This window comes from Methylophilus luteus (assembly GCF_042676265.1).
Taxonomy (GTDB): Bacteria; Pseudomonadota; Gammaproteobacteria; order Burkholderiales; family Methylophilaceae; genus Methylophilus; species Methylophilus luteus.
This window is the reverse complement of record NZ_JBHTKB010000003.1, coordinates 1-18960: the sequence shown is the minus strand read 5'-3', so window position 1 is coordinate 18960 and position 18960 is coordinate 1. Positions and strand designations below refer to the sequence as shown.

The following is an 18960-nucleotide window of genomic DNA, read 5'->3' as shown; positions in this document are numbered from 1 at the left end:
GTGAGTGTTTTTGCAGAAAAACTGATCGCCTGGCAGCAAGTGCATGGCAGGCATGACCTGCCGTGGCAGCAAACACGCGACCCGTATGCGGTGTGGGTGTCAGAGATCATGTTGCAGCAAACGCAGGTGAGTGCCGTGCTAGGCTATTACGGCCGCTTTATGGCGCGCTTCCCTACCATTGCCAGTCTGGCAGCGGCCAGCCAGGATGAGGTGATGCAACACTGGAGTGGCCTGGGTTATTATTCCCGCGCCCGCAATCTGCACCTCGCCGCACAAACCATTATGCGTGAGCATGACGGTATCTTTCCGCAAGACTTTACCCAGATTCAAACCCTCAAAGGCATAGGCCGTTCTACCGCCGCTGCGATCTCGGTATTTTCTTTTCAGCAGCCGCATACCATTCTGGATGGCAATGTGAAACGGGTGCTGGCACGGTTGCATGCAGTGGATGGCTGGCCCGGGCTGCCGGTGATAGAAAAGCGCTTGTGGTCATTGGCAGAAAGCCTGCTGCCCGCAAAAAATCTGCCAGCCTATATCCAGGGGCTGATGGATTTCGGTGCCACATTATGTACCCGCAGCAAGCCGCGCTGCCACGATTGCCCTATGCAGGCCGAGTGCCAGGCTTTTCAGCAACAGCGCGTCGCGCAACTGCCGGTCTCCAAACCGCGCAAGGCTATCCCCGAAAAACAAACCACCATGCTGATGATTATGGATGGCGGAGAGATACTGCTAGAAAAACGGCCTGATAAAGGCATATGGGGTGGTTTGTGGAGCTTTCCTGAATGTCAGCCAGACCAGATCTCGGTGCAGCAGGCACAAGAACGGTATGGCATGCAGGCCGAATCGCTGGAAGGTTTGCCGGTGTTGTGGCATACCTTTACTCACTTTAAACTGGAAATCACACCACAGCCGCTACAACTGGTGGGCGAACGCCCTGTGTTGCCAGCGCATTTGCAATGGTTGCCGCTGGCTGATGCCATGGCGGCAGCGCTGCCTACCCCGGTGCGGACATTGCTTAAAACACTACAGCAAACCCGTTATTGATATTCAGCCTTATTTAAGACTCAGCATTGGCCAAGCGGAAAATATGGCTGGCTAATTCTGCCTGATTGGCTTTTGCGTAATGCAATAATGCCAGTCCATCCTCAGGCTTTACTGTGGCCTTTTGATAGATCACAGGTAATTCAAAAATCGCAATTTCACGTTCGACAATGTTCAGGTTGTTGTGCGCAGAGCCTTGCAATACATCCATCAACTTATCGTAAACATTATCTGTGACGCGGGTATACGGAAAAAGAATCCAGAAATCCGTGCCCTCGCGTCCAACCAGGTCAGATTTCCTGAATGAATTCTGCAAGTCATGCGTCAACGATGAAAGCTGGCGCAATGCCTCAGGCGCACCGTAAGCCTCTCCCAGGCTATTGTCATCACCATAGGCGATTTTTACCAGCGCAATATTAAAGTCATCGGCGTGCCTGACCAGCACCTGGCAGATCCAGTCTAATGTATCTATAAATCGACTACATAACTGAATATCGGAAATCATGAGGGCCTCTATATATTTATAATGATTGAATATGGCTTAGAAGTGCAATGAATCAGGAAAGCCACCGCTATGCTAGCAGAAACTATCTAATAAAGGCAGTGTGAAAAACGTGAACAAATGCATGCTGCCTACGCATCCTCTTCAACATATGACGCGAAAATGTTGCAAATCTACAACAATCTAAAGTTGGACTAAGCAATTTGACGTATTCACTTGCGCCACACAGGCGCATTTTGCAAAAATTGCACTGACCTTCTTGGAAATGCATAGCGATTCCGAGGGAGTTACTGGAGGTCAGGGTGTTTTTTAAATAATCCGGCCAAAAGCAATATCCTTACACAAGTTGTAAAAACAACATTTTTGGAGATTCGTATGAATACAAAATTAAACGTTGCAGTTGCAGCAGCTCTGTTCGCTGCAGCTACTGGCGCTCAAGCTGGTATCATTATCCCAGCTGGTGACTGGACTCTGGACATCGGTGGCGTGGTTAACGCTTACTACACACACACTAGCTTCAGCGGCGATGACGCAGGTGAAGGTGAATTTGGTAACGGCGACAGCGTAAACAACATTACTACTGGTCTGCTGCCAAACTACCTGAGCGTTTCTGGTAAAACACGTCAGAACGATCTGGATGTTGGTTTCACAATCAGCATTAACCCAGGTGCTTCAACACAAAACGCTGGTATTCAAGGTGCGCATCAAGAAAACCGTCAAGCATTCTTGACATTCGGTGATGCTTCTTGGGGTTCTATCAAACTGGGTAAAGATCTGGGCATCTACGCTTCTGACGCTATCTTGAACGACCAAACATTGTTGGGCGTTGGTTCTGCTGCTGGTTCCTTGGCTGGTAACACAACTACTTTGGGCCGTATCGGTCGTGGTTTCATGTATGCTGACTGGAAATCACAAGTTGCTTACACTTCACCAAACTGGAACGGTTTCCAATTCACAGCCGGTGTAACACAAGGTTGGAATGCATTAGCAACAGCTGGTTCAGCTGGATCTACAGAGCGTTCAGGCTCACAGCCAGCATTTGAAGCTAAAGCATCTTACGAGTGGACTGGTGATGTTGCTGGTAAAGTATGGGTTTCTGCAATTAGCCAAAAAGTTGAAGGTTTGACAAGTGCAACTGGTTTCACAGTTGACCCAATTACTGGCGCTGTAACTGCAGGTGCTGCAAGCACAGTAACAAGTACAAGTGACCGTGCAAATGCATGGGATATCGGTACTAGCGTAAACTTGGCTGGTTTCGGTCTGGTTGGTTACTACGGTCAAGGTAAAGGCATTGGCCAAACTGTTCAATTATTGAATGGCTTTGATGCAACTGGTAAGCGTCGTGATTCTGATCAGTGGTATGTTCAAGGTTCATATGTATTGCCAGGTGTAGGTACTAAACTGGCTGCTTCTTATGGCCGTTCTACATTGGAAGGTAACTCCAGTGAAGCGTTGGATGAACTGAAACAAAGCCTGTGGGTAGTTGGTGCTTATCATCCATTGACCAAGCACTTGAACCTGGTTGCTGAATACTCTCAAGCTAAAGATGATACAGATAACCGTGGTGCTGCTGTTGATACAGATTTCAAAGCGAAAACTGTTTCTTTAGGTGCTATCCTGTTCTTCTAATTTAATAGCAGAGTATTCTGCTTAATTAAGAGTTCAGTAAAACGGCAACTTCGGTTGCCGTTTTTTTATCTACATTTGTTAAATTAATTTAGTGATAAAGCTATGAATTTGTATCCGGTGACAATAGTAGAAAATTTTTATGAGGATCCAGATGCTGTGCGTACTTTCGCACTGAATCAGAAATACCAGTATCGTCATCAATTAAAAGATGTGCCGTATGTATTTCCTGGAGCACGAACTAAAGATTTGTCCGTGATTAATAAACCTTTATTTGAAAAAGTTAGTAATAAAATTATTTCGTTATTTCATAATTCCGAATACGAACTTATGCGATGGGGAGTTTCGACTAACTTTCAAAGTGTGAGTGAGGATTATGGTAGAGGTGTTATTCATACGGATGGAAATGCGGTATTTGCTGCAGTGTTATACCTTAGTCCTGATGCTCCATTAGACTCTGGAACATCTTTATATAGAAAAAATAAAAAATTTGATCAGGCCGCTTATGAAAAGGCACTAAAAGAAAACGATAAAAGGTTTGCAGCGGGTACTATTGCCATGGATACTGGGTATCACTCAATGTTTGATGAAATCGTACGTATCAATAACGTCTACAATACTTTGATTTTATATGAAGGCCGGCATTTTCATGCTGCCAACAACTTCTTTGGCAAAACCTTAAAAGATTCGAGGTTGGCACAAGTATTTTTTGTCAGCAGCATAGATGCACAAAAGCACAGTTCTTTCCCTATCTGGCGTAGCCAGCAGATCAAAATTTAATGGCTAATCATCAATCCCCAATTCCTGTATCTTCCGTGTAAGCGTATTGCGGCCCATGCCCAGCTGATTGGCTGCTTCGATACGGCGGCCATCGGTATGTGCCAGGGCGCGCGTGATCAAGATACGCTCAAACTCTTTGGTCTTGCTGTCCAGGATATTGGTTTCGCCACGGTTGAGGGCGTCGGTGACTTCCTGGGCCAGTGCTTCTTGCCAGGAGCCGCCACTGCTATGCTTGCTCGAGTCTTCTTTTAATTCTGGTGGTAAATCATTCACGTCGACGTTCTGCCCGGGCGCCATCACTGTCAGCCAGTGACAGACGTTTTCAAGCTGGCGGACGTTGCCGCTCCAGTTCACCGACATTAGGTACTTGAGGGCTGCAGGAGAAAGTTGTTTGGGCTCGACGCCTAGTTGTTGCGCGCTGTGTACCAAAAAGTGTTTGGTCAGGAAAGGAATATCCTCCCTGCGCTCGCGTAAAGGTGGCAAACGCAGGCGTATGACATTCAGCCTATGGAACAGGTCTTCGCGGAACAAGCCTTGTTTGACACGCTCTTCCAGGTCCTGGTGGGTCGCGGCAATGACGCGCACATTGACCTTGATCGGCTGGTGGCCACCAACCCGGTAAAACTGGCCATCCGAAAGCACGCGCAACAGCCGGGTTTGCAAGTCTGCCGGCATATCGCCGATCTCGTCCAGAAACAGGGTGCCGGTATCAGCTTGTTCAAAACGCCCTCTCCTTGCGGCGGCAGCGCCGGTAAACGCGCCACGTTCATGGCCGAACAGTTCTGATTCCAGCAAGTCTTTGGGGATGGCTGCGGTATTGATGGCGATAAAGGGTTTGTCGGCACGCGGGCTATGCCTGTGCAGCGCACTGGCCACCAGCTCTTTACCACTGCCGGACTCACCGTTAATCAACACGGTAGAGTGTGAGCGGCTCAGGCGGCCAATGGCGCGGAATACTTCCTGCATGGCGGGGGCCTGGCCGATAATTTCAGGCGTGGGTTCGTTGTCTTCCACTTTCTCCACTGCTTGCCGCATGCTTTCATCGACAGCGCGTTTGATAATTTCAATCGCCTGGTCTACATCAAAAGGCTTGGCCAAATACTCGAATGCGCCGCCCTGGAACGCTGCGACCGCGCTTTCCAGGTCTGAATATGCGGTCATGATGATGACCGGGATTTCAGGGTAGCGCTGTTTCACTTCGGATAAAAAGTCCAGCCCTGAGCCATTAGGCATGCGGATATCGCTGACGATCACCTGTGGTTGTTCACGGTTGAGGGCGTTGAGTGCCTCTGCAGGTGAGGAGAAGGTTTTAAACTCAAAATCGGTGCGGGCAAGGGCTTTTTCAAATACCCAGCGGATTGATTTGTCGTCATCTAAGATCCAGATTGGCTTCATGGCATTTCTCTTTGAATTGCTGCTGTTTGATTAATATTATGTGAGTTAGCTGCTGAAAAGCGTGGTATCCACTTTGCCGGCAAAAACCTCATGTTTTTTTATTTAAATAAGGTGCTTTCAATAGGCAATAAAATATGAAAGATAGTTTTACCCGGCTGTGAGTCACAATCGATCATGCCGTGGTGCTGGGTGATAAAGGTTTGGGCAAGTGCCAGCCCCAGGCCGGTGCCACCTTCTCTGCCGGAAACCAGCGGGTAAAAAATGCGCTCTTTGATATCGGCCGGAATACCGGGGCCGTTATCTATGATTTCCAGATGGATGCCGACCCGGTAACGTTTTCTGGCCAGGGTGATCTGACGTTCCGCACGTGTGCGGAAGGTGATGCTGGCATCTTTAGTGTGGTTCTGCTGCATGGCTTGCGCCGCATTGCGGGCGATATTCAGCACCGCCTGTATCAGCTTTTCGCGGTCACCTATCAGCTCAGGCAGGCTGGTGTCATAGTCGCGTATCACTCTGATATTGTTGGGCGATTCCGCCAGCAGCAAGCTGCGCACGCGCTCCAGCACCTCGTGAATATTGGTCGGCTCGTATTTGGGCACGCGATGCGGCACCAGCAAGCGGTCCATCAGGCTATGCAGGCGGTCAGCTTCTTTGATGATGACCTGGGTATATTCTTTGAGGCTGGGTTGCGGCAATTCAAATTCAAGTAACTGCGCCGCGCCGCGCAGGCCGCCTAAAGGATTACGGATCTCATGTGCCAGGTTGCGTAAAAGCTCGGAATTGGCCTGTTGCTGGATCAGCATGCGCTCTTCCCTGGCGATACGCAATTGCTGATCCATTTGTACAAACTCCAGAATCAGCATGTCTTCAGCTGTCTGGTTAAAGCTGGTTGAAATCGGCGTTACCGTGCAAGTGACCGCGGTGGTATGTCCGCGCTGGGTGGTCAATGTGAATTCGTGTTCGCGGAAAGGCCCCTGGGTTTGAATGGCATTGGTCACCGCCATTTGCAGGATCTCGCAATTCACAAACACATCATGGATGTGCAGGCCGTGGATCTGGTTGGCGCTAAAGGCGAATAAAATCTCAGCGCTCGAATTGGCATAGGTGACTTCGAGCTGGTTATTCAGCAATATCACCGCAGTGGCAATATGCTCTAAACCGTTAAACCCTTGGGGAGAAATCTGAACCATATCCTTAGCTTGTTAAAATAAGTGATGACGCCCTGTTTTAAAGCAAAAGCCAAGCCAATTCTATATTATTTATCCCATTGCAAATTAAAAATTCCCAAAATGGTGCATTTAGTGATTTAACTCTTTGTTCAGCAGCTGGATATTACGTTCGTGCGCCTGGATCTCAGCTTCAATAATGCGTAGTTTTTCTTCGTATTTGGCCACATTCCTGAAGGTTTTCCCATTGGCAGCTCTGTAGACTTCAGGGGTGTTTTTTGCTTCTTCATAGAGCAGGTGAGCGTTCTCAAGTGCTTGTTTTTCTTGATCTAATTCAGTCATCAGTATTTCACGCCGTTTGTTGTCGCGTTGCGTCTGCACCTGATTATCCACTTTGGGGAAGTTGCTGGGGCTAGGCGCTTTTGCGCTTGGCTTTTTTTCGCGCGCGGCGGGCGGCGCTTCGGTTTCCCTGGGTCCGCTGATGATCAATTCGGGTTTCTGTTTGCCATCTGGCCTGATGTTGGTATAAGTGGTGACACCATTGCTGTCGGTATATTTATAAATATCCGCAAGACTTGGGCTAGCTGCCAGCAGTGTGGCAATAAAGTAAAAAAGTCTTTTCATGGCAACAGTTTAGAGTAGATTGTGAAGCTTATCAACGTGCCTAAAATCTAAATGGTTGACCCTGGCGACGGCGATAAAAAAACAGGGCAGCCGAAGCTGCCCTGTTTTGGTGCGCACTCTTGCGGTTAGCAGGAGTAAATTAGCATGAGTAGTACAAGCCAAACTCAACCGGATGAGGTGTCTGACGCAATTTGGTGACTTCTTCCATTTTCAATGCAATGTAAGAATCAATCCAGTCGTCAGTGAAAACTCCACCGCGTGTCAGGAACTCACGGTCTTTATCCAGATACTCAAGTGCCTGTTCCAGTGATGAACACACAGTTGGGATCAGTGCATCTTCTTCTGGTGGCAGATGGTACAAGTCTTTAGTCGCAGGCTCACCTGGGTGGATCTTGTTCTGAACACCATCAAGGCCAGCCATCAGCAAGGCTGAAAACGCCAGGTATGGGTTAGCGATAGGGTCAGGGAAACGCGCTTCAACACGGCGGGCTTTATCTGAATGCACAAACGGGATACGGATAGCAGCAGAACGGTTTTTAGCAGAGTAAGCCAGTTTAACTGGTGCTTCGTAATGCGGTACCAGGCGCTTGTATGAGTTGGTGCCTGGGTTGGTGATCGCATTCAATGCGCGCGCATGTTTGATGATGCCGCCGATGTAGTAAAGGGCGAAATCGCTCAGGCCAGCATAGCCGTTACCTGCAAACAGGTTCTTGCCATCTTTCCATACTGATTGGTGTACGTGCATGCCAGAACCGTTATCGCCAAACATAGGCTTAGGCATAAACGTTGCAGTTTTGCCGTAAGCATGTGCAGTGTTGTGCACTACGTACTTAAGGATCTGCGTCCAGTCAGCACGTTGTGTCAAGGTTGCAAATTTGGTACCGATCTCACATTGGCCAGCAGTCGCCACTTCATGGTGGTGCACTTCAACAGGCACGCCCAGCTCTTCCAGGGTCAATACCATGGCAGAACGGATGTCGTGCAATGAATCGACTGGAGGTACCGGGAAATAACCGCCTTTAACGCCTGGACGGTGGCCGGTATTGCCGCCTTCGAATTTTTCACCTGATGACCAGGCAGCTTCTTCGGAGTTGATCTTAACGAAACTACCACCCATGGTGGCATCCCATTGCACGCTGTCAAAAATGAAGAACTCTGGCTCTGGGCCAAAGTAGGCAGTGTCGCCCAGGCCGCTGGATTTCAGGTAGGCTTCTGCACGTTTAGCCAGGCTGCGCGGGTCGCGGTCATAACCTTTACCATCGGTAGGGTCAACCACATCACAAGTCAGCACCAGTGTCGGCTCGTCAAAAAACGGGTCTATGAAAGCAGTGTTTGCATCAGGCATCAGTTGCATGTCAGATGCCTGAATGCCTTTCCAGCCTGCGATGGAGGAACCGTCAAATGCATGACCTTCGGTAAATTTATCTTCGTCGAAGTGAGAAACTGGCACAGTCACGTGCTGCTCTTTACCTCTGGTGTCGGTAAAACGGAAATCGACAAATTTGATGTCATTTTCGGCAACCAATTTCATTACGTTTGCAACGGACATTACATTCTCCTCAATGAGCAAGGTCTAAATTTTAAGTTGCACACACAAAAAACGGGACATGTTGCGGATGTCCCGGAACGTGGGCAAATACAAATAATGATTCGGGATTATGGTTCACACTCAATCCCGCTAAATCTCAGAGTGTAATATTAGCAGGAAGCATGCCACCCAAAAATATGCATTTTACGTGGTTTACAGGTAACCTGCATAAAATAGTAAAAACGGATAGCACCATTTGTGTGCATTGCAACAAATAAGGCACAAAAATAGTGCATTCACGCTAGCCTTAGCATTCAAAGGTATACTCGCTACTTTATCAAGTCTGATCAATACTAAAGGTGTCATATTGAGTAATGTAGAAAATATTTTAGGCAGTGCCCAGGCACGCGGCACGCAAAATAACCTGCCCTACGCCGGAGCGCTCACGCCAGAAGAAACCTATCAACTGGTGAATGAAGGTCAGTCCGTGGTACTGGTGGATGTACGCTCGCGTGCAGAACTGGAACTGGTGGGTCGGGTGCCGCTAGCGACACATATCGAATGGGCCTTTTACCCGGGCATGGTGGCTAACCCTGATTTTGCCGCGCAGTTACAAGCGCAGGTCGATAAACAGAGCACCATCGTGTTCATGTGCCGTACCGGTGGCCGCAGCCACAATGCTGCCCTGCTGGCACAACAGCTAGGCTACGGCAAAGCTTACAATATGCTGCAAGGCTTTGAAGGCGACGCCAACGAGCACAAGCAGCGCACGCTGATCAACGGCTGGAAACACGCCGGATTGCCGTGGACTAATTAACTGGCAACTCGCCAACTGACAGCCGCACATGACCACTGAAAAATTCGCAGTGATTGGGCATCCAATCGAACACAGCAAATCGCCTTTGATACATCAGGCATTTGCCCGGCAGTTTGGCAAAACAATGACCTACGAAAAGCTGCTGGCACCGCTGGATGGCTTTGCCGCAACGATTAAACAGTTGCAGCTAGAGGGCTACCGGGGAGTGAATGTGACCGTGCCATTCAAATTTGAAGCATTTGAGGTCAGCCAGACGCTTTCAGAGCGCGCAACTGCCGCTGGTGCAGTCAATACCTTGAGTTTTCAGGGCGGGCATATCAGCGGCGATAACACCGATGGCTGCGGTCTGGTCAATGATATCCTCAAGCACTGGCAGCGCACCATTGATGGCCAGAAAGTATTATTGCTGGGCGCAGGCGGTGCCGCACAAGGCGTGATATTGCCGCTATTGGCCCAACAGCCCGCGGTGCTGACGGTGGCAAATCGCAGCCTGGACAAAGCACAAGCGATGGTTGATTGCTTTAAGGCAGATGCACAGTTGCACCAGGTCAGCTTAACAGTCCAAACCTTTGATGAATTATCAGAAGGTTATGACGTGGTCATCAACGCCACTTCTGCCGGCTTGCAGGCTGAGGCCTTGCCTGTCAGCGACACGATTTTTTATGCCCACAGCCTGGCCTATGACATGATGTATGGGCGTGAAACACTGTTTATGCAGCAGGCACATGCGGCCGGTGCGCAAGTGGCCGATGGCCTGGGCATGCTGGTCGAGCAGGCGGCAGAAGCTTTTTACCTGTGGCATGGCGTGCGCCCCGAGACTGCACCCGTGATCCAGTCGTTACGCCTATCCTGATCCCTTACAACGACCCGGCATCCAGCTCATGAAACGCACCATCAAACTGCTGTTCGGCTTTCTGTTGTTGTGGATATGCCTTTACCAGGTCTGGGTATTGCTACATATATTGTGGTGGATAGATCATAACCCTGATGCAAGCGCGTTTATGGAAGCCAGGCTGGAATCTATGCAGGAGTCTAAGCCCGACGCCAGCTTGCAGCAGCAGTGGGTAGCTTATGCGCGCATCAGTCCACATTTAAAGCGCGCAGTCATTGCAGCCGAAGACAGCAGATTTGTAGAGCACCGTGGCTTTGACTGGGACGGTATAGAAAATGCGTTTGAAAAAAACCTGAAAAAAGGCAGGATAGTGGCCGGTGGTTCTACCATCAGCCAGCAGCTGGCCAAGAACCTGTTTCTGTCAGGGCAGCGCACGCCGTGGCGTAAAGTGCAGGAGGCGATTATCACCTTTATGCTGGAAAGCATGATGAGCAAGCGCCGGATACTGGAAATCTACCTGAACGTGATCGAGTGGGGTGATGGCGTGTTTGGTGCCGAGGCAGCGGCCAAGCATTACTTTCATAGCAAGGCCCGCGCGCTTGGCCCAGCAGAGGCAGCGCGCCTGGCTGCCATGATCCCTAACCCCCGCTTTTATGACAAACACCGCAGCACGCGCTTTTTAAACCGGCATGCGGCTACTATTCAAGCACGCATGCGATTGGTCAAAGTACCCTGATTTTAAGCCTTTGTTCCAGCGATCAACGCCAGGCGGGCGTGCCTACAATGGGGGTCTGAATCTTTGTATGTGGCCACAAGCAGGCTGCACCGATTGCGCCCTTTATCAGACGCAACGACGCACAAGCGGGAAAGGTTGCATGTTGACCTTAGCCCTTTACAGCGAGATGTTTTAACAAGGGTGTAAGGTAACGGCCGGTATAACTGGCCGTATTTTTTGCCAGTGTCTCAGGCGTGCCTACCCCGACCACCATACCGCCACCATCGCCGCCTTCCGGCCCCATGTCTATCAGCCAGTCTGCCGTTTTGATCACGTCGAGGTTATGCTCGATGATCACCACCGTGTTACCCGCATCACGCAGTCTATGGATCACGTCCAGCAACAGCTGAATATCAGCAAAGTGCAGGCCGGTGGTGGGTTCGTCCAGAATATACAGGGTGCGGCCGGTGTCGCGTTTGCTTAATTCGAGTGACAGTTTTACGCGCTGTGCTTCACCACCGGAGAGCGTGGTCGCCGATTGGCCCAGGGTGATATAACCCAGGCCCACATCGAGCAGGGTTTTGAGTTTGCGCTCTATCACCGGTTGCGCATTAAAGAACTGGTGCGCCTGTTCTACCGTCATCTCCAGCACTTCTCGGATATTTTTGCCCTTGAACTGGATTTCCAGTGTCTCGCGGTTGTAACGATGGCCTTTACATACATCGCACGGCACATAGACATCCGGCAAAAAGTGCATTTCTACGCGCAGCACGCCGTCACCCTGGCAGGCTTCGCAGCGGCCGCCCTTGACGTTGAAAGAATAACGGCCCGGGCCATAGCCACGCGCACGGCTGTCCGGCACGCTGGCAAATAAATCACGGATAGGCGTGAACAAGCCGGTATAAGTCGCCGGATTAGAGCGCGGCGTACGGCCGATAGGGCTCTGGTCTACATCCACCACTTTGTCAAAGAACTCCATGCCTTCAATGCCCTGATAAGGCGCGGGTTCGGTACTGCTGCCATATAAATGGGCCGCGACCGCACGGTAAAGCGTATCGTTGATCAGGGTAGATTTACCGCTACCGGAAACGCCGGTCACGCAGGTGAGCAGGCCCACCGGGATCTCGATACTGACATTTTTCAGGTTATTACCGCTGGTGCCATGCAGCTTCACCATACGGGCAGGATCAGGCTGCGTGCGTGGCAACTTGAAGGTGATCTGTTTTTTGCCGCTGATATATTGCCCGGTCAATGAATTGGGGTCGGCTTGTATCTCGGCTGCGGTGCCAGACGACACTATCCTGCCGCCATGTTCGCCGGCGCCGGGGCCGATATCTACAATAAAATCTGCCAGCAGGATAGCGTCCTGATCATGCTCAACCACGATCACGCTATTGCCCAGGTCACGCAAGCGCTTCAGCGTTTCCAGCAGGCGGTCATTGTCGCGCTGGTGCAGGCCGATAGAGGGTTCATCCAGCACATACATCACGCCAGTCAGGCCACTGCCTATCTGCGAAGCCAGCCGTATACGTTGCGCTTCACCACCAGACAGGGTTTCAGCCGAGCGTGACAGTGACAGGTAATCCAGGCCGACATTGGTGAGGAATTTAAGGCGGTTTTCGATCTCTTTGACGATCTTCTCTGCAATCGCCAGTTTCTGGCCGCTGAGCTGCAGGCTTTCAAAAAAGTTGAGCGCCTGTTTAAGCGGTACTTCACAGATCTGGTGGATATTCCTGTCACCTACTTTGACGTGGCGCGCTTCTTTACGCAAGCGCGTGCCGGCACATTCCGGGCAGGTGGTGGCATTGATGTATTTAGCCAGCTCATCACGCACGGCGCTGGAATCGCTCTCGCGATAACGGCGCTGCAGGTTGTTGATAATGCCTTCAAAAGTATGCGATTTGCTAAAGAAAGTGCCGCGTTCATTCAGGTATTTGAATGTCACCTGCTCGCGGCCAGAGCCGAATAACAGGGTCTGCTGCACTTCTTCTGTCAAACTCTCAAACGGTGCTTCCAGGTCAAAAGCATAATGCTGGCTCAGGCTGGCGAGCATCTGGAAATAAAATTGGTTACGTTTATCCCAGCCTTTGATCGCGCCACTGGCTAAAGACAAGTGCGGGAAAGCAACGACGCGTTTGGGGTCAAAAAAAGTGACGTTACCCAGGCCATCGCATTTGGGGCAGGCGCCCATAGGGTTGTTAAAGCTGAACAGGCGTGGTTCCAGCTCTGCCAGCGAGTAATCACATACCGGGCAGGAGAATTTGGCTGAGAATAAATGTTCTTTTTCGTCGTCCATCTCCTGGGCAATGACTTTGCCGTCGGCCAGTCGCAAAGCCGTTTCCAGTGACTCGGCAATGCGCTGCTTCATGTCTTCGCGCACTTTCAGGCGGTCAACCACCACATCTACACTGTGTTTGGTGGTTTTGGCCAGCTGCGGCAACTCATCCATCTCATAGACTTTGCCATCTATGCGCAGGCGCACAAAACCTTGCGCCTTCAGCGTATCAAACAGATCCAGCTGTTCGCCCTTGCGGTTGGAAACCACAGGCGCCAGTATCATCAGCTTGGTGTCTTCCGGCAATTTGAGGATACTGTCCACCATCTGGCTGACAGTTTGCGCTTCCAGTTTGATGCCGTGGTCAGGGCATTCCGGATCACCGGCGCGCGCAAACAACAGGCGCAGATAATCATGGATTTCGGTGACGGTGCCTACGGTAGAGCGCGGGTTATGCGAAGTGGACTTTTGTTCTATGGAGATCGCCGGCGACAAGCCTTCGATCAAGTCTACATCCGGCTTGTCCATGCGCGCCAGAAACTGGCGGGCATAGGCAGATAAACTTTCGACGTAACGGCGCTGCCCTTCTGCATACAGGGTATCGAAGGCAAGTGAGGATTTTCCTGAACCAGAAAGGCCAGTGACAACCACTAACTGGTTGCGTGGAATATCCAGATTGATGTTCTTCAGATTGTGGGTGCGCGCCCCGCGAATTTTGATAAATTCCATGATACTTTCACGAACAGACAGCCAACCTGATAATATACGCAATTATTCTGAATTAAGCCAAAGTTTCTTCCGGCCTCAACGTTTCTTATCACTATAGCCATGCAGTTCTCTGAAAAAATGACCCGACTGGAAACACGTGCGACCGTCGCACTCGCTTCCATCTACGGCTTGCGCATGCTGGGCATGTTTTTAATTCTGCCTATCTTTGCCATCTACGCCGAAAAACTCGAAGGCGGCAGCAACCATACCCTGATCGGCCTGGCGCTGGGTGCCTATGGTTTTATGCAGGTGATCTTTCAATTGCCGTTTGGTATTGCCTCTGACCGTCTTGGCCGCAAAAAACTGATTTACGTCGGCCTGATACTATTTGCGATGGGCAGCCTGTTCGCCGCCACCGCCACTGATATCTATATGGTGATTTTTGGCCGTGCCATCCAGGGTGCCGGGGCGATCTCCGCCGTCATTACCGCGCTGGTGGCTGACTCCACGCGTGAAGAACACCGCACGCAAGCCATGGCCATGATAGGCGCGACCATAGGCCTGACCTTTGCCGTTTCGCTGGTGCTGGGGCCGGTGCTCAACCAGTATATCGGTGTGCCAGGCATGTTCTGGCTGATGGCAGGGTTGTCGATAGTCGCCATCGCCGTGGTGAAATTCGGCGTGCCGCCACCAGTCAATGTGCATGTGCATTCCGACGCGCAAGCCGTGCCCGCCAGGATGCGGGAAGTGCTGAAAGACGCGCAATTGTTACGCCTGAACTTTGGTACTTTCTGTTTGCACGGGGCGCAGATGGCCATGTTCATGGTGGTGCCGTTCGCCATCAAGCACAGCACCGGGCTCAATGAGAACCTGCATTGGAAGATCTACCTGCCGGTGTTGCTGGTGTCTTTTCTGCTCATGGTGCCGGTGATTATCTACGCAGAAAAAAAAGCCAAGCTCAAACCGGTATTCGTCAGTGCGGTTGGCCTGATGATGCTCACGCAGATTGCTTTTATATTCAGTCTGGATTCGCTGACCGGCATCGTTCTCGCCTTATTCAGTTATTTCCTGGCGTTCAATATCCTGGAAGCCACCCTGCCCTCGTTGATCTCGAAAATGGCCCCGGTCGCCGCCAAAGGCACAGCCATGGGCGTACACAATACTGCACAATCGTTCGGCATGTTCCTCGGCGCCGCCATGGGTGGCTGCTTATCCAATTATTTTGGCAGCAACGCCGGCGCTGCCGTGTTTTTGATCTGCGCGATCGCCATGCTGGTCTGGCTGGGCCTGGCGCTAGGCATGCAGCCACCGCCAAGTGTGAAGACCAAAATGTTCAATATTCAAGGGTATAATGACGAGCAGGCCGCGCAGTTGGCGCACGATGTGCGTGCTATGGAAGGCGTCTATGAAGTGGTGGCGATTCCATCTGAAACCATGCTCATGGTAAAGTTAGAGAATCAGCGCAGTAAAGAATTTCAGGCGACATTGTCGCAAGCAATCATGAACAGGATAGGGAGCTAGTCATTATGGCGTCAGTAAACAAGGTTATTTTGATGGGCAATCTGGGGCGCGACCCCGAGGTGCGCTTTATGCCGAATGGCGAAGCCGTCGCCAACTTCAGTATCGCAACGACTGAAAACTGGAAAGACAAATCCGGCGTCAAGCAGGAAAAAACCGAATGGCACAACATTGTGATATATCGCAAACTGGCCGAGATCGCTGGTGAATACCTGAAAAAAGGCCGCCCGGTCTACATTGAAGGCCGCCTGCAAACCCGCAAGTGGGAAAAAGATGGCGTCACCCGCTACACCACTGAAATCGTCGCTGACCAGATGCAAATGCTGGGCTCAGGCCGCGATGGTGGCAGCACCTCTTATGATGGTGGTGACATGGACCAAAGCAGTGGCGCGGATAATTACAACCAGGCCCCTGCCCGTCAACCGGCAGCTGGCGCGAACGCTGGCGGCAACCGTAATGCCTTTAGCCAACCTGCAGCCAGCAAGCCGGCAGGCAATTTTGACGATTTTGATGACGATATCCCATTCTAATCAAGTCAATTCCGCGTTAGCATCTAAAGCCCGAATCTTCGGGCTTTTTTATTGTTGACTGATGTTGGAGGCTGGCTGGGTATGAAACATAATCGTGGCATGCATAAATGGGGGATGTTGCTATCAGCAAGTGTGCTGGTAATGTGCGCTGTGCTGGTCAGTCATGCGCAGGCGCAACCTGCAAAGAGGGGGCAGGCAGTCACACCGCTTAGCCAGCCGCACACGCCAAAACAGGTGATGAGCCAGCATACGGATGATTTGCGCACATTGATGCAGGCGCTCTACGAGTTACACCCTGAAGAGCTTGCCAAAAGTACTCAAGTGGGTGCGCGCGAAATGACAGAATGGGTGTTTGATGGCAAAGCTGGCTGGAGATTCGATGCCATCCGGCGCACCCAGCAAGACCAGGCCATCGCACTGATCTTCGACCCGGAGTATACCGGCGATCATATTCTGGCGCTGGTGGTGGGGCTGGAAACCTTGTTGTTTCATGCCTATGGCGGCAAAAATGAATACGAGATTCCGGCGCAGATGGATGAGCAAGCAGTGGCGCAAGCGGTGTGTCAGATGCAAGGCTTGCAGAAGCGACTGCAAGATGATGCAGCACAGGCGGGGGTATTCAATCAGGCAGCTTCACAACAGCTGATACAGCAGACCTTGCAAACCATTATCCAGCGCAGCAGCGGCAAATACGCGAGTCAGCAATCTGCAAACTTCAACTGCTGACCGTTATAGCTGCTTAAATGAAAAGCCTGCTAGTTTGTAGCAGGTGGCTTGCAGCCTTTCAGGTGTAAGTGGTCGCTATCATCCAGCGTGGTCTGGTCGCCGTTCAGGCGCAGATCCATGGTGCCGTAATGATATAGCTGCTTGTCATTCGCGTCCCTGACCAGCCCTACTTCGTGGTCAGGCAGCATCACCCAGGCATCTTCCTTGTTTTCCGAAAGCTTCAGGCCAAACGACTGAAAGTTTTCGCATTGGTAATGAACGGCGTCTTTGCCGTAGCGTGGCGTTTCCCGGGTGCCTTTTTCAAATACGCGTGGCATTTCAAAACTTTTGCAGCCAAACAATAAAGCTGAAACTGCAGCCAGGATTAAAAAGTGATAAGCGTTCTTCATGATGTATGGGTGTTCTGATGTCATTGAAAAGGGTGAATGGCTAGCATTGTGCCAGTCATGTTTGGCAGACTCAATCTTTTTACGCCGTGGGCTGGTAGGCAGCGCGCTGTAGCCTGTCTTTCACTGCAGCCCAGTCCGCACTTTCCGGGGTCGACTCGATCAGTATGACTGCCGCCTGCCATGCATCTAATGTGTGCAATGCGGCATACAACTGTTCGGCGGCCAGTGCCGGGTCGGCTGGCAAGGTGATATTGCGCATGCCAGTCAGGTCTTGGTCGCCTAGCAATAAGGCTACGGCACCATCTGCCTTGGCTGCATAGTCATAAAGTGCCTGGCGGGTATCGAACAGCAGGCAGCGGGTGCGCGGTGAATAATGTAACAGATGCTGCCCTGGCGCCTTGGGTGTTTCTGCCGGCGTTGCCTGGCTGGCCGGTGAACCTGCAACTAATGTAATGTCCGCTGCAGAGATCATGCCGGGGCGTAGTAATTGCCAGCGATCACCAGAGACACTAACGATGGTGGATTCTATGCCCACCTGGCAAGCGCCGCCGTCCAGGACGGCAATGTCACTGCCCAGTCCGGACTCTACATGCGCCGCCGTGGTCGGGCTCAATTGCGTGTACTTATTGGCAGATGGTGCGGCCAGCCCTAATCCGCTCTCACGCAATAATTGCCGTGTCAGCGGGTGAGCCGGCACGCGCAAGGCTACCGTAGGCTCTCCTGCACGCACGGCCGTGCTGACATTTGCCAGTGCAGGCAGCACCAAAGTAAAAGGCCCCGGCCAGAATGCCTGTGCCAGCTTTTGCGCCAAAGGCGAAAACTCACTCGCCCAGTCTGCCACCTGCTCAGCGTCGGCAATATGCACGATCAGTGGATTATTCGCAGGCCGTTCTTTAGTGGCATAGATGCTGGCGATCGCCTGTGCATTGCGCGCGTCCGCCGCCAGCCCATAGACCGTTTCGGTCGGGATAGCGACCACTTCGCCCTGCTTTAACAGTTCAATCGCCTTGGCCAGGGATATGCGCATCACACACTCTAAAAATACAAAAAAGCTATTTTACTACTGAACAACTTCACAGCTGCATAGCGGCTTCCTATAAAATGCGCGTTTTCGCTAACGATACATAATCATGGGATTTCATCATGCAAATTCAAGTTCAACATAATCCTGCCGAAACACAATTAAACAGCCTTGGTGTTTCCAAATGGCCCACCTGGCAAAAAGAAGTCTCCATCTTTGACTGGGTATTTCATGAAGAAGAGCAGGCTTATATATTAGAAGGTGAATGCGTAGTGACCCCCATAGGCGGTACCCCGGTGTCTTTTGGCAAAGGCGATTTCGTCATATTCCCTGCCGGATTAAAAGTGAAGTGGGAAGTCAAACAGCCGCTGCACAAACATTACCGCCTGGATGGCAATGCGCTGACCCAGGCATGGAAGCGTCTGAAAGCCGCATTGAAACTGGCTTGATAGCAGGCACTTTAAAGCCTGATTCTAGTAATTTGTAACAAAATTGTAAAAATGGAAAAATAAGGGTTGACCGCAAGGCTCAGCCCTATATAATGCGCACCTCGTTACGAAACAACGTTAACGAAACGGCTTAGAAGCTGACTGTTCTTTAAAAATTAGGATGACTGATAAGTGTGGGTGTTTGTAGTTGAGTGAAGCGCATTTGATGCGTAGAAGCCTCAGAAAATACAAATGCTTTACACTTAGATTTATGACAAGTATGTACAGTGTTTTAGACACACATACCTTGAAATGAATTTGAGGAATTAAGCGAAACGA

At 50.9% G+C, this 18960-nt stretch carries 18 protein-coding genes; 10 read left to right on the top strand and 8 right to left on the bottom strand.

The features are described 5' to 3' along the window. Positions 1–1044: an A/G-specific adenine glycosylase gene (gene mutY / locus ACFQ1Z_RS12465; RefSeq protein ID WP_379058067.1), complete on the top strand. Its 1044-nt coding sequence runs from the start codon at positions 1–3 to the stop codon at positions 1042–1044. A gap of 13 nt (positions 1045–1057) precedes the next feature. Here the strand turns inward: mutY and ACFQ1Z_RS12460 are convergent, their stop codons facing one another. After that, positions 1058–1546: a hypothetical protein gene (locus tag ACFQ1Z_RS12460; protein WP_379058065.1), complete on the bottom strand. Its 489-nt coding sequence runs from the start codon at positions 1544–1546 to the stop codon at positions 1058–1060. 372 nt (positions 1547–1918) lie between these two features. Here ACFQ1Z_RS12460 and ACFQ1Z_RS12455 point away from each other — a divergent pair, with 372 nt between their 5' ends. Both ACFQ1Z_RS12455 and ACFQ1Z_RS12450 read left to right on the top strand, forming a co-directional pair. Further along, a complete protein-coding gene (locus tag ACFQ1Z_RS12455) occupies positions 1919–3172 on the top strand; it encodes a porin (RefSeq protein WP_379058062.1) in 1254 nt (417 codons plus the stop codon). 102 nt (positions 3173–3274) lie between these two features. Continuing rightward, entirely contained in the window at positions 3275–3949 is a 675-nt protein-coding gene (locus ACFQ1Z_RS12450) for a DUF6445 family protein (RefSeq protein WP_379058059.1), read from the top strand. A 3-nt stretch (positions 3950–3952) separates the two neighbouring features. Here ACFQ1Z_RS12450 and ntrC read toward each other — a convergent pair whose 3' ends face one another. From ntrC to glnA, 4 genes are all read right to left on the bottom strand, one after another. Continuing rightward, positions 3953–5344, bottom strand: coding sequence for a nitrogen regulation protein NR(I) (ntrC, locus tag ACFQ1Z_RS12445; protein ID WP_379058057.1), 1392 nt, complete (start codon positions 5342–5344; stop codon positions 3953–3955). Between the two features lie 98 nt (positions 5345–5442). Further along, positions 5443–6534 (bottom strand): nitrogen regulation protein NR(II), encoded by a 1092-nt coding sequence (gene glnL, locus ACFQ1Z_RS12440; protein ID WP_379058054.1) that lies wholly within the window; start codon positions 6532–6534, stop codon positions 5443–5445. A gap of 108 nt (positions 6535–6642) precedes the next feature. Then, positions 6643–7134, bottom strand: a complete 492-nt coding sequence (locus tag ACFQ1Z_RS12435) for a DUF4124 domain-containing protein (protein ID WP_379058051.1) — start codon at positions 7132–7134, stop codon at positions 6643–6645. 139 nt (positions 7135–7273) lie between these two features. Next, on the bottom strand, positions 7274–8683 hold the full coding sequence (gene glnA / locus ACFQ1Z_RS12430; RefSeq protein ID WP_379058049.1) for a type I glutamate--ammonia ligase: 1410 nt from the start codon (positions 8681–8683) through the stop codon (positions 7274–7276). A gap of 346 nt (positions 8684–9029) precedes the next feature. Here glnA and ACFQ1Z_RS12425 point away from each other — a divergent pair, with 346 nt between their 5' ends. Genes ACFQ1Z_RS12425 through mtgA form a run of 3 tightly spaced genes read left to right on the top strand, consistent with a single transcriptional unit; the run spans position 9030 to position 11047 of the window. Then, entirely contained in the window at positions 9030–9479 is a 450-nt protein-coding gene (locus ACFQ1Z_RS12425) for a rhodanese-like domain-containing protein (protein ID WP_379058046.1), read from the top strand. A gap of 28 nt (positions 9480–9507) precedes the next feature. Next, on the top strand, positions 9508–10332 hold the full coding sequence (aroE, locus tag ACFQ1Z_RS12420) for a shikimate dehydrogenase (RefSeq protein ID WP_379058044.1): 825 nt from the start codon (positions 9508–9510) through the stop codon (positions 10330–10332). Positions 10333–10360: 28 nt separating this feature from the next. Next, on the top strand, positions 10361–11047 hold the full coding sequence (gene mtgA / locus ACFQ1Z_RS12415) for a monofunctional biosynthetic peptidoglycan transglycosylase (protein WP_379058042.1): 687 nt from the start codon (positions 10361–10363) through the stop codon (positions 11045–11047). Between the two features lie 148 nt (positions 11048–11195). Here the strand turns inward: mtgA and uvrA are convergent, their stop codons facing one another. Then, on the bottom strand, positions 11196–14030 hold the full coding sequence (gene uvrA / locus ACFQ1Z_RS12410) for an excinuclease ABC subunit UvrA (protein ID WP_379058039.1): 2835 nt from the start codon (positions 14028–14030) through the stop codon (positions 11196–11198). A 99-nt stretch (positions 14031–14129) separates the two neighbouring features. Here uvrA and ACFQ1Z_RS12405 point away from each other — a divergent pair, with 99 nt between their 5' ends. The 3 genes from ACFQ1Z_RS12405 (at position 14130) to ACFQ1Z_RS12395 (ending at position 16783) form a co-directional block, all read left to right on the top strand. Then, positions 14130–15530: an MFS transporter gene (locus ACFQ1Z_RS12405; RefSeq protein WP_379058037.1), complete on the top strand. Its 1401-nt coding sequence runs from the start codon at positions 14130–14132 to the stop codon at positions 15528–15530. 5 nt (positions 15531–15535) lie between these two features. Further along, complete coding sequence (gene ssb / locus ACFQ1Z_RS12400; RefSeq protein ID WP_379058035.1) at positions 15536–16057, top strand: single-stranded DNA-binding protein; 522 nt, start codon at positions 15536–15538, stop codon at positions 16055–16057. An 81-nt stretch (positions 16058–16138) separates the two neighbouring features. Then, positions 16139–16783, top strand: a complete 645-nt coding sequence (locus ACFQ1Z_RS12395) for a hypothetical protein (RefSeq protein WP_379058032.1) — start codon at positions 16139–16141, stop codon at positions 16781–16783. Between the two features lie 29 nt (positions 16784–16812). Here ACFQ1Z_RS12395 and ACFQ1Z_RS12390 read toward each other — a convergent pair whose 3' ends face one another. Both ACFQ1Z_RS12390 and ACFQ1Z_RS12385 read right to left on the bottom strand, forming a co-directional pair. Next, positions 16813–17100, bottom strand: a complete 288-nt coding sequence (locus tag ACFQ1Z_RS12390; RefSeq protein ID WP_379058030.1) for a hypothetical protein — start codon at positions 17098–17100, stop codon at positions 16813–16815. Between the two features lie 151 nt (positions 17101–17251). After that, positions 17252–18199 (bottom strand): L-threonylcarbamoyladenylate synthase, encoded by a 948-nt coding sequence (locus tag ACFQ1Z_RS12385; RefSeq protein ID WP_379058027.1) that lies wholly within the window; start codon positions 18197–18199, stop codon positions 17252–17254. A gap of 116 nt (positions 18200–18315) precedes the next feature. Between ACFQ1Z_RS12385 and ACFQ1Z_RS12380 the strand changes: the two genes are divergently transcribed. Further along, entirely contained in the window at positions 18316–18642 is a 327-nt protein-coding gene (locus ACFQ1Z_RS12380; protein ID WP_379058024.1) for a cupin domain-containing protein, read from the top strand. The last annotated feature ends 318 nt before the right edge of the window (positions 18643–18960 follow it).

What these genes read in the sequence shown, in the direction of transcription:
- ACFQ1Z_RS12460 (WP_379058065.1), bottom strand. Translation starts at nt 1,546, where the DNA reads ATGATTTCCGATATTCAGTTATGTAGTCGATTTATAGATACATTAGAC.
- mtgA (WP_379058042.1), top strand. Translation starts at nt 10,361, where the DNA reads ATGAAACGCACCATCAAACTGCTGTTCGGCTTTCTGTTGTTGTGGATA.
- ACFQ1Z_RS12405 (WP_379058037.1), top strand. Translation starts at nt 14,130, where the DNA reads ATGCAGTTCTCTGAAAAAATGACCCGACTGGAAACACGTGCGACCGTC.
- ACFQ1Z_RS12450 (WP_379058059.1), top strand. Translation starts at nt 3,275, where the DNA reads ATGAATTTGTATCCGGTGACAATAGTAGAAAATTTTTATGAGGATCCA.
- uvrA (WP_379058039.1), bottom strand. Translation starts at nt 14,030, where the DNA reads ATGGAATTTATCAAAATTCGCGGGGCGCGCACCCACAATCTGAAGAAC.
- ACFQ1Z_RS12435 (WP_379058051.1), bottom strand. Translation starts at nt 7,134, where the DNA reads ATGAAAAGACTTTTTTACTTTATTGCCACACTGCTGGCAGCTAGCCCA.
- ACFQ1Z_RS12395 (WP_379058032.1), top strand. Translation starts at nt 16,139, where the DNA reads ATGAAACATAATCGTGGCATGCATAAATGGGGGATGTTGCTATCAGCA.
- glnA (WP_379058049.1), bottom strand. Translation starts at nt 8,683, where the DNA reads ATGTCCGTTGCAAACGTAATGAAATTGGTTGCCGAAAATGACATCAAA.
- ACFQ1Z_RS12455 (WP_379058062.1), top strand. Translation starts at nt 1,919, where the DNA reads ATGAATACAAAATTAAACGTTGCAGTTGCAGCAGCTCTGTTCGCTGCA.
- ACFQ1Z_RS12385 (WP_379058027.1), bottom strand. Translation starts at nt 18,199, where the DNA reads ATGCGCATATCCCTGGCCAAGGCGATTGAACTGTTAAAGCAGGGCGAA.
- ntrC (WP_379058057.1), bottom strand. Translation starts at nt 5,344, where the DNA reads ATGAAGCCAATCTGGATCTTAGATGACGACAAATCAATCCGCTGGGTA.
- ACFQ1Z_RS12390 (WP_379058030.1), bottom strand. Translation starts at nt 17,100, where the DNA reads ATGCCACGCGTATTTGAAAAAGGCACCCGGGAAACGCCACGCTACGGC.
- ACFQ1Z_RS12380 (WP_379058024.1), top strand. Translation starts at nt 18,316, where the DNA reads ATGCAAATTCAAGTTCAACATAATCCTGCCGAAACACAATTAAACAGC.
- ssb (WP_379058035.1), top strand. Translation starts at nt 15,536, where the DNA reads ATGGCGTCAGTAAACAAGGTTATTTTGATGGGCAATCTGGGGCGCGAC.
- glnL (WP_379058054.1), bottom strand. Translation starts at nt 6,534, where the DNA reads ATGGTTCAGATTTCTCCCCAAGGGTTTAACGGTTTAGAGCATATTGCC.
- aroE (WP_379058044.1), top strand. Translation starts at nt 9,508, where the DNA reads ATGACCACTGAAAAATTCGCAGTGATTGGGCATCCAATCGAACACAGC.